The following is a 13328-nucleotide window of genomic DNA, read 5'->3' on the forward strand; positions in this document are numbered from 1 at the left end:
CATGTCTCTTTGGGATCCCAAGTCCAATAATGCCCCCATGCTTCTTTTGCCCATAAAGCCCCAAAAATAAGCCCTAACGTGAGGAAGCCAAAGCCAACATAGACTATGTTATTTGTTTTTAGTACAAAATCCTCTTTCAGATTATCTTTTCTAATAGCATATAATCCAAGCAATCCGAAAAGTGCAGATAAGCCCAATAAGGCGTAAGCAATCATATACACAATTACATGAGGTACAAACCAAATGCTTTGTAATGCTGGCATTAGTGTTTTACTGTGAATATCAGGATTTAGGTAGTTCAATAATAAAAATAGAATAGCCATACCAAGTGAATACAAAAGCATTAACTTGATTTTCCATCGCTTCAATATTACATAGCCTGAAATTGCCAGGAAGAATGAATACCAAAGTCTTGTCTCTCCAAGAGTTCTTAAAGGAGGACGTTGCAAATTCATCCAAAGTAAAACAATAAATACTGCAAGACTTAAAGTTCCAAGGATAGCCCCGACATATGCTATTTTACCTGCTTTGTTAGATAAGGATGATACTATTGCAATGAACCATGCTACCAACGAAATAATTGCAAATACTTCAAAATTATGCCACATTACACATCCTCCTTTCTATTTCCAGTCCATATCAGATAGCATGTTCCGGCAATTATTAAAAAGAATCCCAAATATACCAAAGGCAACCAGGGGTCTTTAACCAGTTCTAATGTGCTTTGAGTTGACCACCGCCCCATCGATGCATCATAGCTAGTTTGATATACCTTCCATCCAGCGACTTCAATCGGTTTATTTACCTCAATGATAGTATCGTAAAAAGCTCCTTCTTTTTCGAAGACAGATATTTCTGACAAGAATCGTTTTGCTTCAGGTTCGGTCAGTAGCATAATAGTGCTTGAATCTATCGAGTACATTTCCTGACGGTATAAAGCACTCGGACTGGAAATCCAGAATGTATCAACCATTCCATTGTATGACTTTGTTATCATCGTTGATTGTGTTGCCCCCATCCCCAACACAGGTTCAAACCTATTCAAAACAGGAGCAGAACTCATTAAAAGCTTTTCAATCTTTAAATCAAAATTCTTATAGTTGAATTGTAAGCCCTCGTGTGGGTCTATCATTAAGGGTTTGTTATTTTGGTTGATTATCTCTCCGGTTTTGTTATCAACGAATGCAATTTTCGCAGGATATTCTTCAATGGAGAAATCTCGTAGCTTAATGGCAAAATTCAATTCTACAGTACTGTTATCGTTCTCAACTCCATACCAGGTAGTTTTACCTTCTTCAAGAAACATATTCAGTTTTTGTATGTCTCCTGCACCTAAATGAGCCGATGCGATACAAAGCCACAAACCAAAATGGTTTAGAAAGAATCCAATATTCCTTTTTGATAATTTTGTAATCCTTTTTATGGTTACTGTACCAAGTATGATTAAAAAGAAAACTACTCCAATTGTGTAAGTCCAGCTTGATGTTACATCAAACAGAAAAAACAACGAATCTGTTTGTCTTTGCGGAACTAAAGCCATTGAAAGAGATGGTACAACGAACAATATTATCCCTGCAATAGATGCAGGAACGCTATAAAACCATTTGAAAAACGTTCTTTTTTTTGATAACAGGTATAGCAATAACGAGATGTTTGCTAAGAATGCAACTGAAATAACATTGGCTGGCCATGAAATTTTGGGAGCTTTTGTTCCGGTTATAAATTCAAGCCCCAATGATGCCAAAAGCAGGGCAAAAGCTATCAGGAAGCTTTCTGAGTACCTCCAGGGAAGTACCCACAAGCTTTTCTTTTCTTTTCTTTAGTATTTTGCAAGTTAATTTATTCTAATATTTTGATTCTCTTTGACTGGCTTCTTCAAGCCATTTAGGAACTACTGTTTCAAGAAATTCTGCTTTATCAGCATTTAATTTAGCCATATCCAAGCCTATGTACTGTTGTGCTTTCGCTTTAGTAGATATATCAGGTATATCAACCTCTTTATTATAACCAAGGTCGGCTAATAAGCGAGTAAGCTTGATTCTTGCCTCTTGTGCAATATTAATTCCTGATGATACAATTCTACCAGTTTCAACTGGTGAATGGAATGATGCGCCATGTGCAGCTACAGAATAATCCCAACGCCATTGAGCGTGTCGTATATCCATAAGTATGGGTTGCATTTGTTTTTCGTTTGCACCTTTGTCCCATGCTGCTTTAGCTTCTACATGTGCTTTCACCAATATATCTTCAAGTATGTTTACGTTTTCTTTTATTTTATCCTGACGAGAATATACATCAACAATGAGTTTGTGAGCTTCTTCTCGATGGCAAACCTGACATGAATTAGCCATATTGTTAAGTGGACTTTGAATATGATGGTCGGTAAATTTTACTCCCCCTTCGCTCTTATAAGGCATATGACAATCGGCGCATGAAACCCCTCGTTGTGCATGAACACCTGTTAAGTAAGTTTCATAACCCGGATGTTGTGCTTTTAGCATCGGAGCCTTACTTAATTGATGCGTCCAGTCACTAAAGTTCATATTGTCATAGTATTCTTCTGCGGCTTCTACGGTCATACCATTATCCCAAGGGAAAGTCAGGTAAGGAACACCTTCAATTTTATCCTTGTTGAAGTAATATTCGACATGACATTGGGCACAAACTAAAGTTCGCATTTCCTGATGCGTGGCTTTACTTATGTCTTTTCCTTGTCTTTCAAATGCTTCAATCAATGCCGGACGAGAAATGCGCAATTGCATAGTATTTACGTCGTGACAATCGGCACAACCAATCGGATTAACAATCTCAGCTCCCCATTTTTCCCATGAACCTTTATAAAACTCTGCAATTCCCACTTCATTCATCATTCTTGGAACATCAGGGCTTTTACAAGTCCAGCAGGTATTTGGCATTGGACTCTTTACGCTATCATTTGGTGCGCCAGTTCTTAAAATATTACGGACATCATTTACTGCATAATAGTGGCCTCGTCCCTGGTTATATTCTTTAGAAAAACCATATCCAGCCCAAAGCACAACCATCCTTGGGTCTTCCTCCAATTCATCTATAGTTGCAGAACCATTGTATTTACTTCTAAATGTTGTATCAGAAGTGTTATAATATGATTCGAATTCACGAGGAAAATTAGCTCCCCACTTTTCATTACGGGGTTCAAACTGAGAAAAATCGTTTTTGGGTACATAGGCAAACACCGCTTCACTTCTTCTTTCTACAACACTTGATGCTAACAATCCTAAAAGGAATACAACTATTATTGTTCCAAGGAAAAGAATCCAACCTTTCCATGGTTTCTCTTTAATTTGTTCGCTGAATGATTTCATAGAGTTTAGATTTTATTCTGTTTCTTTTAATGCTTCTTTTAACCAATCGGGTACCGGACTTTCAGGTAATGGTACTTTAGCATTAGGTGTACTTGAAATACTGTTTACCCTACCATGGGGAACTTCACGATGGCATTCCCAACATGTTCTGTCCGTCCTGTTTGACTGAAAGTCAATATGAATGGTATTCATTTTTGAATCTGTAATAAGGTCGCTGTGGCATCGAATACAATTTTGCTGAACAACCTGATGTCCGGCTTCCTTAATTTGGATGACCTGAGGTTCTGCTTGCATAGTAAAAATGGTTGCATGTCGCATACCATCCTTCCCTTTAAAATAATATTTATTGAGTACATTATTGTGGGGTACGTGACAGTCGTTACAATTAGCCCATTCTCTATGGGAGCTATGCATCCATGTAGCATATTGAGGAGCCATAATATGGCAGTTAACACAGGTTTTAGGGTTGTCAGATAAATAAGATGATGCGTTGGAAATGTAAAATAGGAAGAAAAAAAGACCAACTAAGATAGCGGAAACAATAATGACTGGAATTCGCCATTTATCCGGAGGTAAAATCTTTTTCAATAGAATCATAGTCTTTAATTTCATTATATATTAAAACTATCCTCCCCTCATTTTCATTAAAATAAATTAATGAAAATTCAATCTTGCAATACAAATATTGGTTGTCGCAAATAAAGAATCTGTACCATTTGTTACAGCTTGTGATTTTTCTATTTCATAAAATTGCATCTAATAAATTTAAGACTTTTTAAAGAGATTATAAAAAAAATATTCAGTATTGACGATTTTTAAGATGGTGTATTTTAGATAATAACGAACGTTTAGACTGATTGATAAATGGAAAAATTTTATAAAAAACTTCATAAGTGGCCAGGACTAATCATTGCATTTTTGCTTTTATATTTTGCGATTACAGGGATAATTATGAATCACCGTGAGTTTTTCTCAGGCATTGATGTTTCACGAAGTAGCCTCCCAAATGATTTCCATTATAAGAATTGGAACAATAGTGCTATTAAGGGCAATCTTATTTTAAATTCAGATAGTATTCTGGTCTTTGGTAATATTGGTGTATGGCTTACAGATTCTACTTTTACGAATTATCAATCATTCAATAATGGTTTCCCAAACGGAAGCGATAACCGTAAGATTATTGACCTACATCTGTCAATCGATGAAAATTTATACGCTGCAACACAATTCGGATTGTTTGCTTTTAGTAAGGAAAAAAAGCAATGGATAAAGTTTGAATTGGATGTTAACATTAAACGCTTTGTGGCTATTGAATGTGTTAACGATACGCTCTACGTATTAAATCGTTCCTATTTATTTAAAGGTAAGTCAGAAGGAATAAATACCCAATTTGAGAAAATTGAACTTAAACAACCACGAGATTACAAAAATGAAGTCTCACTTTTTGAAACCATGTGGCAGATTCATTCAGGTGAGATTTTCGGAATTCCCGGAAAGCTGTTTGTTGATGTGTTAGGATTAGTAACTATTTTTTTATCGATTACTGGAATTTTTTACTTCTTTTTTCCTGGCTGGATAAAACGTAGAAAGAAAAAGTCGAAAACTGTTACATCAATAGTAAAGACTAACCGATGGTCGTTAAAATTGCACAATAAAACCGGAGCATGGTTATTTGTTTGCCTGATAGTTTTGTTTTTTACAGGAATGTTCTTACGCCCTCCTTTGCTTATTGCCATTGCCTATTCAAAAGTAAGCCCTGTAAAATATTCTCATCTCGACCAACCTAATCCCTGGTATGATAAATTGAGGGGCTTAAAATTTGATGAACAACGAAATGAATTTCTTTTGGCAACATCGGAAGGAATCTATTATATGGACAAAGATAATTTGGCTCCAATAGCTTTTAAGGTTCAACCTCCGGTAAGTGTTATGGGAATTAATGTACTGGTACCATTCAGTGACGGAGCTTACATTATAGGTTCGTTCAGCGGTTTGTTTTTATGGCATCCTGCTCATCCTGAGATTTACAACTATGCAAAAGGTAATTTGTATGAAGGAAATACAACTGGCAGACCTGTTGGCGATTTTAAAGTTACAGGATTGATAACTGATTTGGACAGAAAACAATATATGATTGACTATGACAAAGGAGCCATTCCTTTGTATCACGACAAGTTATTTCCGGAAATGCCTGAGAATGTTGTTAATGAATCGAAAATGTCACTGTGGAACTTATCACTCGAAATACACACAGGACGTTTCTTTCGATTTCTTCTTGGTAACTTTTACATTCTTATGGTTCCCTTGTCTGGGTTGGTGGGTGTAATAGTTGTTTTGAGTGGTTATCTACTTTGGAGAAAGAAATTTAGGAAACCTAAAACTCGTTAAATTGTTGTAACTTTTATAAACAATAAAAACATATGAAAATGATTTCAAGAAGCTATAAAACAGAAGAACCAAAAGAAAACCCGCATAAGGTTGATGTAAAACAGTTGTATAATCACGTATCGACACAAGTAATGCACATTACATTACAACCCGGTGAAACATTAAAACCGCACAAAACACCTGTTGATGTAACTTTTTATGTATTGGAGGGAACTCCAACCGTGCATGTGGGTGATGAATCGGTTGTATTTGAAAAAGATACGCTTATAGAAAGTCCGGCTGACATTGTTCATTATTTAAGTAATGAAGGCGATAGTCAGGCTCGGATATTAGTTACAAAAGCACCAAGGCCAACAACACAAACCAAACTTTTATAAACCTGTCTACCCAAGGGTAGGCTTTAAATTCATTTTGTCATGAGCGAATTAATCAATAACTCAAAGTATCGTAAAGAGCGATTAAAAGAACTTATTCTAAAACTACACGAAGGTGAATCGGCCGAAGCTGTAAAAAAAGAACTGGTTGAAACGCTAAAAAATATTCCTTACGGTGAAGTAGTTGAAGTAGAACAGGAACTGATGCAGGAAGGCTTACCCGAAGAAGAAGTGTTAAAACTTTGTGATGTTCATGGTTCGGTTCTCGAAGGAAATGTAGATTTGAGCGGAGTAAAAGATATTCCAGACGGTCATCCGGTTGATGTTTTCAAGAATGAGAATATTGAGCTGAAGAAAGTAGCCGAAAAAGCGAAAACCCTTTTAAAGGCATTAAGTGCAGTTGATGATTCGGAGTTTCAGCAATTTATATTCGGATTACAAGGTGTGTTTAATCAATTGATGGATGTTGACAAGCACTACCTTCGTAAAGAGTACCTTGTTTTTCCGCATTTAGAGAAAAATGAAATTACTGGCCCACCCAAAGTTATGTGGGGCAAACATGATGAAATAAGGGAACAGTTGAAAGGTTGTATCGAGGTTTTAAACACTAAAGATATTACCAAGACCGATTTAGTTGATTCTCTTGATTTGTTATTTTTCCCGACTCTGCAAGCCGTAATTGATATGGTACAGAAAGAAGAAGAAATTCTTTTCCCAATGAGTATGGATGTGCTAACTACAGAGGATTGGTGGAGCATTCATAAACAAACGTTGGAATTTGGTTTTTGCCTGTATGACCCACAAGTTGAATGGAAACCCGAAGGGCTAACCGATGAGAAAGATGATACAGGGATTACTTCTGACGGAAGTATTCAATTGCCCTCCGGAAGCTTTTCAGCAAAAGAAATAATGGCAATTCTGAATACTGTACCTTTCGATATGACCTTTGTAGATAAAAACGACAAAGTAAAATATTTCACGCAAGGAAAGGAGCGGATATTCGTCCGCAACCGTTCTATTATTAATCGAGATGTGCGTTTGTGTCACCCTCCCGGAAGTACCCATATTGTCGAGAAAATTCTGGAAGACTTTAAATCAGGCAAAGCCTCCCATGTTCCGTTCTGGATTCAGATGAAAGGCAAGTTTATAAAGATTGAATACTTTGCTTTGCGTGGTGAAGATGGTGAATACCTTGGAACACTTGAAGTTTCTCAGGATTTATCGGAAAACAGGGCATTGGAAGGTGAAAGACGAATTTTAGAATATACTGACGATAAAGAAAAAGACAATGGATAAACTGATAATTACTCCCAAAACCAAGATATTTGATTTACTGGAAGCATATCCTCAGCTAGAGGATGTGCTAATAACTGTTACTCCACCATTTAAAAAATTGAAAAATCCAGTATTGAGAAAAACAATCACCAAGATTACTACTTTAAGCCAGGCATCAGTAATTGGTGGTGTCAAAGTTGAAGAACTTATTAACAAGCTTCGTGCAGAAGTTGGGCAAACCGCATCAGGTTCAATTGAAACAGAAGACAGTAATTATACTACTGAAAAACCTGATTGGTTTGATGAATCCAATATCTCAGAATCAATTGATATTAGGGAAATGCTAAATGCAGGTGAACAGCCAGTGCATGAGGTATTAGCTTTATTGAAGAAACTTGATTCAGGAAAAATACTTAAAGTGATTGCTCCTTTTATTCCTGCACCACTTATTGATAAGTCGCTTAGTTTAAATTATGAGCATTGGTTGGATAAAAAGGCGGATGAAGAATTTTTTGTGTATTTTAAAAATCATTCATAACGAAAATATGAAGCAAATACTATTAACGATATTATGTCTGGTATTTATTGTTCAATTGGGACAATCTCAGGACAATAAGTTTAAACGATTAGAATTTCTATTGGGGAATTGGCATGGAACAGGTTTCGGCTTCGGTAATAATAATTCAGTCATTGAATCCAGTTTCAAGTTGGTTATGGATGACAATTACATTGAAGTGCGCAACGAATCTAAATTCGAACCCACAGAAAAGAATCCAGAAGGTGAACATCATATCGACAAAGGCTTTATTAGTTTTGATAAAACACGAAGTGCAATTGTCTTTCGGCAATTCAACAGCGAAGGATATTATAACCAGTATGTAATGGTTGATTCATTATCGAACAATACAACATTGGTGTTCAATACCGAATTTATCGAAAACTTTGTTCCCGGTGGCAAAGCTCGCTGGATTATAAAAAAGCACTCAGAAACGGAAATAGAAACGACTTTTGATGTTTCTTTTCCCAATAAGGAATACACCTGTTTCGGAACAAACAAACTTACAAAGCAATAATTTAAATTGATTATGAGAATAGGGATTATCATTGAAACAAAAGAGTACGAGAAGGCATGGAATGCTTTTCGGTTTGCTGTTACTGCCCAAAAGTAAGGTCATGAAGTTAAAGTTTTTCTAATGGGAGAAGCTGTGGAATGCGAAGGCTTGACACACGAGAAATACAATGTTGATGAACAACTAAAAGCTTTTGTGAATGAAGGTGGAGAGATTTTGGCATGTGGGACTTGCTTGAAATCAAGACAACTGCATGAATCTGAAGCTTGTCCAATATCAACTATGATTGATTGTGTGAATATGGTTGTTTGGGCTGATAAAACGGTTACTTTTTAATAAAAAAGAGACAGATCAATAGTCTTCATTTTAACAATCCCGAAAGAGCTTTTTTATCCAAAATTCTAATATCTCTTCCATCTGCTTCGATAATGCCCTCATTATGCATTTCACGAATCACCCTTCCTAATGATGGACGTGATATCCCAAACATAGTGGCAAGTTCACTTTGTGAGTTTTTAATAGTAAATTTCATTTTCCCTTCTCGTCTAACATGTTCAAGCAGATAATTTGCAAATTTGCCTCTAATGGATTGTAAGCCCAAAAGCTTAATCTTTTTTGTGAGTTTCTGCGCCCTATTGGATATAATATCCAGATAGTTTTTGAGAACAGTATTTTCAGTACAAAACAAGCTCATTAAATCTTGTCTTGGTATAAATAAGATCTTAGTTTCTTCGATCGCAATCACATCAACAGGAAGTGTATTATCCTCACCAAATAAAAATGCAGAAGCGATTGTATCTGGAGCATGAAGTTCTTCAATACGCAAAGACTTTCCCTGGAAGTCCATCATTTCACCAACAGCAGCACCTTTTACAATTATCCTGAGACTGTTACATGTGTCCCCATTACTTGCAATTAATTCATCTTTTTGGTAGGTTCTCACTTGGTGATGGACTTTTTTAATTATCTCACCAATGTTTTCTGCCTTTAAATCTTTAAAAATATAGCTCGATTGTAAAGCATCCACATAATTAAGAAAACAAAAACTACATTTTTGATTACAAGGCTGAATATATTTTTCATTGTAATTATTATCCTCCGTAGCAGTATTTACCATAAATTGTGAATTAGATATTTATTTTCAACAAAAGTAGAAAAAAATGATCTCCCTGTAACATATGTTACAGCTATTACTTTCAAAATACCTGAACTTTGTATCGTTGATTTAGAATTAATACTTAAAAAGATAAGATTATGAGCATGTTTTGTTATCAATGTCAGGAAGCTGCAAAAGGAGAAGGTTGTACTATCAAAGGAGTTTGCGGAAAAGAAGATTCAACAGCAAACCTACAGGATTTATTAATATATGTAACCAAAGGTGTTTCATTGTTTACTGAAATTGCAAAGAAGAATTCAGTTGCGATTGACAAAGCCGACAAATTTGTGTTTGAGGCATTATTTGTGACCATTACAAATGCTAATTTCGATGATAATAAAATCACCAATAAAATTATCGAAGGTATTCAGGTTCGTGATGCTTTAAAGAAAGAATTAGAAAATAAGGGTGTTACAATTCCAAAACTTCCTGCTAACGCTACTTGGGTTGCAGAGAGTGATGAAGCAATTAAAGCAAAAAGTGAGATTGTCGGAATTTTAACTGAACAAAACGAAGATATTCGTTCTCTAAAAGAACTGTTAACCTACGGATTAAAAGGGATGGCAGCATATGCTGAACATGCTTTTAATTTGGGTTATACTGACGAGAAAGTATTTGCATTTATGCACAAGGCATTAGTTGCTACTACCAGAACTGATATTACAGTTGATGAATTGGTTGGCTTAACTTTGGAATGCGGTGAGTATGGGGTAAATGTGATGGCTTTATTAGACAAAGCAAATACCGAATCTTATGGAAATCCTGAAATCACAAAAGTAAATATTGGTGTGCGTAACAATCCGGCAATCCTTATCAGCGGTCACGACCTGAAAGATATGGAAGAGCTGTTAAAGCAAACCGAAGGAACCGGGGTTGATGTTTATACACACAGCGAGATGTTGCCAGCACACTATTATCCTGCATTTAAAAAGTACGAACACTTTGTAGGAAACTATGGTAATGCATGGTGGAAACAAAAAGAAGAATTTGAATCATTTAACGGAGCGATTTTATTTACAACAAACTGTATTGTTCCTCCAAAAGATAGTTACAAAAATAGAGTTTACACCACAGGTGCATCAGGTTTCGATGGTTGTACTCATATTGCTGACAGAAAGGACGGACAACCTAAAGATTTTACTGTAATTATTGAACACGCAAAAAAATTACCTGCTCCAACCGAGATTGAAACAGGAGAAATTGTGGGTGGATTTGCTCATAACCAGGTATTACAATTAGCCGACAAAGTAGTAGATGCAGTTAAATCTGGTGCAATTAAGAAATTCCTTGTAATGGCAGGTTGCGATGGTAGAATGAAAGGACGTGAATATTATACTGATTTTGCTGACCAGTTGCCACAAAATACTGTTATTCTTACAGCAGGATGTGCGAAATATCGTTACAACAAATTGCCATTAGGCGATATAGGTGGTATTCCACGTGTATTAGATGCAGGACAATGTAATGATTCATATTCTTTGGCCGTTGTGGCTCTTAAACTAAAAGAGGTATTTGAATTGAACGACATCAACGAATTGCCAATTGCATATAACATTGCATGGTACGAGCAAAAGGCTGTGATAGTATTATTAGCTCTTTTACACTTAGGTGTGAAAAACATTCACCTGGGGCCTACATTACCAGCTTTCCTTTCTCCAAATGTTGCAAATGTTTTGGTTGAGAACTTTGGAATAGCTGGAATTGGAACAGTTGAAGAAGATTTAAAGCTTCATTTGGCTTAATATAAAACATACTCATGTAGAACGCTGCAAAACAGATTTGTAGCGTTCTATTTAAAAACGTTATTAGCTATGATTGAAAAAATATTTAATACCGCAGAAGTTTACAACCTGAAAGACATGGTTGATTATGCCGATGGTTCAACTGTAAGCAAGATTATTACACGTAATGAAAAGGGAAATTTAACCTTGTTTGCCTTTGATAAAGGACAAAACCTGAGTGAACATTCAGCTCCCTTCGATGCAATTGTTCAGGTTTTGGAAGGTGCAGGCACAATTATCATTAACAAAAAGGAGCATGCAGTTACTGAGGGGCAGTTGATAATTATGCCAGCGAATATTCCACATGCTGTGGAAGCAAATGAGAAGTTTAAGATGTTACTGATAATGATTAAAGCATCGTAAAGTATTATAGCTGTGAGCCTAATAAAAACAAGTTCTCAAAAACATAAACGTTACCCATAAACCGTTGTGAATTTCATTTTGCAGCGGTTTTTGCTTATAGTAAATATTAATATTTGTAAATTATAAGGCTAATTAATGTTTTTGATATGTCGGAATTCACTAATACAAAACAACAACGGATAAAAAAATTGCTTGAGGTTTCTAAACTTATTTTGGAAACAGGTAATGCTCATTCATTCATTACTGAAAACAAAGATTTTATTTCTACGGTAATACCTAGTGATTTTATAACCCTCTTTGACGAGATTATAAAGGAAGGTTATAAGATGGAAGATATAAAAGTGCTAACGAATAAAGTCCTGAATATTTTCCATGTTCCTATTCGTGATTACGTAAGAGTTGAACCCAAACCGGATTCTTTTCTTGGTGTGTTAGAACAGAATGACCATGAAATGGAATTGTTATTGAATAAAGTCCGTCCGGTTTTTAAAGAATTTGTGAAAGACTCAAGTAATTCTGATTTACAGAAAAAACTTACAGAACTCTTTACCCGACTTGAAATTTTTGTAAAACATTACACCATAAAGGAAAATGTTCTATTCCCAATCATAGAGGAATTATGGCAGGACTATCGATGTTTACAGATTATGTGGTCGTTTCACGATGATATTCGCAGAAATATCAAAGCTGTAATTACCCAATTACAGGAAGGAAACATCGACCTAAAAGTTTTCAATAAATGCGTAGGCGACATATTCTTTAATATGCACGCCATAAAGTTTAGAGAAGAACGTATTCTTTTTCCTTGCATATTATCAACCATCAGCGAAAATCAGTTAGAAAAGATGAATCGTGAAGGCTTTGAGCTGGGCTATCCATTTATTCAACCTAATTTAAAGATGGACAAAGAAGTAAAACCAGATTATGAAGGGAACCTTGTAAATCTTGGAACAGGCAAAGTAAGTATCGAGCAAATCAAACTCATTTTTAATCATCTTCCGGTTGATATTACTTTTGTTGATGAAAACAACAAGGTTTGCTATTTTTCAACACCACCTAAACGAATTTTTCCTCGCACAACTGCTATTATCGGGCGTGAAGTAAGGAACTGCCATCCGCCTGAAAGTGTACATGTCGTAGAACAAATTGTAAAATCGTTCAGAAATGGCAAAAAAGACCATGCTGATTTTTGGATTAAAATGCGAGGTGAATATATATTAATTCAATATTTTGCTGTTCGTGATGAAAACGGAAACTACAAAGGAGTAATTGAAGTCTCCCAGGAAATTTCGGGCATTAAAGCTTTGGAAGGGGAAAAACGATTATTGGATTGGTAATCTTAAATCATTCAATTATGGAATTATCAAAATTAAAGCTTGAGAAGTTTAAACATATCAAGGTTGTGAATTTCCCCACTGATATTAAAATCGAACTTGATTCTACAGACAATGAAGCGGAAGTCATTATCTATTATATTGATATGATTGAAGATGTGAAGGCATTTGTTGAATTGAGCAACAGCTCGAATCTTCCAAAAGAGAACCGTACAATAATGGTTTATAAAAAGGGACGAAAAG

14 protein-coding genes and 1 pseudogene are annotated in these 13328 nt (G+C 35.6%); 10 read left to right on the forward strand and 5 right to left on the reverse strand.

All coding sequences use genetic code 11. From position 1 onward, the window contains the following. The 4 genes from OM075_RS22710 to nrfH form a co-directional block, all read right to left on the reverse strand. A partial coding sequence (locus tag OM075_RS22710) for a cytochrome c biogenesis protein (protein WP_301192853.1) occupies positions 1 to 608 on the reverse strand: 608 nt, incomplete at its 3' end. Beyond that, positions 608 to 1801 (reverse strand): cytochrome c biogenesis ResB family protein, encoded by a 1194-nt coding sequence (locus OM075_RS22715; protein WP_301192854.1) that lies wholly within the window; start codon positions 1799 to 1801, stop codon positions 608 to 610. The genes OM075_RS22710 and OM075_RS22715, both read right to left, overlap by 1 nt. A gap of 43 nt (positions 1802 to 1844) precedes the next feature. After that, positions 1845 to 3344 (reverse strand): ammonia-forming cytochrome c nitrite reductase, encoded by a 1500-nt coding sequence (nrfA, locus tag OM075_RS22720; RefSeq protein WP_301192855.1) that lies wholly within the window; start codon positions 3342 to 3344, stop codon positions 1845 to 1847. A 12-nt stretch (positions 3345 to 3356) separates the two neighbouring features. Continuing rightward, entirely contained in the window at positions 3357 to 3956 is a 600-nt protein-coding gene (nrfH, locus tag OM075_RS22725; protein WP_301192856.1) for a cytochrome c nitrite reductase small subunit, read from the reverse strand. A 252-nt stretch (positions 3957 to 4208) separates the two neighbouring features. On the opposite strand from nrfH, the gene OM075_RS22730 reads away from it, so the two are divergent. The 6 genes and pseudogenes from OM075_RS22730 to OM075_RS22755 form a co-directional block, all read left to right on the forward strand. Continuing rightward, entirely contained in the window at positions 4209 to 5732 is a 1524-nt protein-coding gene (locus OM075_RS22730; RefSeq protein ID WP_301192857.1) for a PepSY-associated TM helix domain-containing protein, read from the forward strand. Positions 5733 to 5770: 38 nt separating this feature from the next. Beyond that, the gene (locus OM075_RS22735) at positions 5771 to 6109 is read left to right on the forward strand and encodes a cupin domain-containing protein (RefSeq protein ID WP_301192858.1); all 339 of its coding nucleotides are present in this window, start codon (positions 5771 to 5773) and stop codon (positions 6107 to 6109) included. A gap of 39 nt (positions 6110 to 6148) precedes the next feature. After that, positions 6149 to 7402 (forward strand): DUF438 domain-containing protein, encoded by a 1254-nt coding sequence (locus OM075_RS22740; RefSeq protein ID WP_301192859.1) that lies wholly within the window; start codon positions 6149 to 6151, stop codon positions 7400 to 7402. Beyond that, the gene (locus OM075_RS22745) at positions 7395 to 7919 is read left to right on the forward strand and encodes a DUF1858 domain-containing protein (RefSeq protein WP_301192860.1); all 525 of its coding nucleotides are present in this window, start codon (positions 7395 to 7397) and stop codon (positions 7917 to 7919) included. The genes OM075_RS22740 and OM075_RS22745 overlap by 8 nt, the downstream gene beginning before the upstream one ends. 7 nt (positions 7920 to 7926) lie before the next feature. Further along, the gene (locus OM075_RS22750; protein ID WP_301192861.1) at positions 7927 to 8454 is read left to right on the forward strand and encodes a hypothetical protein; all 528 of its coding nucleotides are present in this window, start codon (positions 7927 to 7929) and stop codon (positions 8452 to 8454) included. A gap of 108 nt (positions 8455 to 8562) precedes the next feature. Beyond that, positions 8563 to 8787 (forward strand): annotated as a pseudogene (locus OM075_RS22755) (DsrE family protein); the annotation flags it as partial. Between the two features lie 25 nt (positions 8788 to 8812). Here OM075_RS22755 and OM075_RS22760 read toward each other — a convergent pair. Beyond that, positions 8813 to 9568 (reverse strand): Crp/Fnr family transcriptional regulator, encoded by a 756-nt coding sequence (locus OM075_RS22760; protein ID WP_301192862.1) that lies wholly within the window; start codon positions 9566 to 9568, stop codon positions 8813 to 8815. Positions 9569 to 9705: 137 nt separating this feature from the next. On the opposite strand from OM075_RS22760, the gene hcp reads away from it, so the two are divergent. The 4 genes from hcp to OM075_RS22780 all read left to right on the forward strand — a co-directional run. After that, on the forward strand, positions 9706 to 11349 hold the full coding sequence (hcp, locus tag OM075_RS22765; RefSeq protein WP_301192863.1) for a hydroxylamine reductase: 1644 nt from the start codon (positions 9706 to 9708) through the stop codon (positions 11347 to 11349). 69 nt (positions 11350 to 11418) lie between these two features. After that, a complete protein-coding gene (locus OM075_RS22770) occupies positions 11419 to 11751 on the forward strand; it encodes a cupin domain-containing protein (protein WP_301192864.1) in 333 nt (110 codons plus the stop codon). A 146-nt stretch (positions 11752 to 11897) separates the two neighbouring features. Continuing rightward, the gene (locus OM075_RS22775) at positions 11898 to 13088 is read left to right on the forward strand and encodes a DUF438 domain-containing protein (RefSeq protein ID WP_301192865.1); all 1191 of its coding nucleotides are present in this window, start codon (positions 11898 to 11900) and stop codon (positions 13086 to 13088) included. Positions 13089 to 13105: 17 nt separating this feature from the next. Continuing rightward, the coding region (locus OM075_RS22780; protein ID WP_301192866.1) for a hypothetical protein at positions 13106 to 13328 on the forward strand (223 nt) is incomplete at its 3' end.

It is taken from the genome of Plebeiibacterium sediminum (assembly GCF_026013605.1).
In the GTDB taxonomy this organism is placed as follows: domain Bacteria; phylum Bacteroidota; class Bacteroidia; order Bacteroidales; family Marinilabiliaceae; genus Saccharicrinis; species Saccharicrinis sediminus.

Bases quoted from the DNA above. Each gene is read 5' to 3' on its own strand.
- nrfA (WP_301192855.1), bottom strand. From the start codon at position 3,344: ATGAAATCATTCAGCGAACAAATTAAAGAGAAACCATGGAAAGGTTGG.
- nrfH (WP_301192856.1), bottom strand. From the start codon at position 3,956: ATGAAATTAAAGACTATGATTCTATTGAAAAAGATTTTACCTCCGGAT.
- OM075_RS22730 (WP_301192857.1), top strand. From the start codon at position 4,209: ATGGAAAAATTTTATAAAAAACTTCATAAGTGGCCAGGACTAATCATT.
- OM075_RS22735 (WP_301192858.1), top strand. From the start codon at position 5,771: ATGATTTCAAGAAGCTATAAAACAGAAGAACCAAAAGAAAACCCGCAT.
- OM075_RS22740 (WP_301192859.1), top strand. From the start codon at position 6,149: ATGAGCGAATTAATCAATAACTCAAAGTATCGTAAAGAGCGATTAAAA.
- OM075_RS22745 (WP_301192860.1), top strand. From the start codon at position 7,395: ATGGATAAACTGATAATTACTCCCAAAACCAAGATATTTGATTTACTG.
- OM075_RS22750 (WP_301192861.1), top strand. From the start codon at position 7,927: ATGAAGCAAATACTATTAACGATATTATGTCTGGTATTTATTGTTCAA.
- OM075_RS22760 (WP_301192862.1), bottom strand. From the start codon at position 9,568: ATGGTAAATACTGCTACGGAGGATAATAATTACAATGAAAAATATATT.
- hcp (WP_301192863.1), top strand. From the start codon at position 9,706: ATGAGCATGTTTTGTTATCAATGTCAGGAAGCTGCAAAAGGAGAAGGT.
- OM075_RS22770 (WP_301192864.1), top strand. From the start codon at position 11,419: ATGATTGAAAAAATATTTAATACCGCAGAAGTTTACAACCTGAAAGAC.
- OM075_RS22775 (WP_301192865.1), top strand. From the start codon at position 11,898: ATGTCGGAATTCACTAATACAAAACAACAACGGATAAAAAAATTGCTT.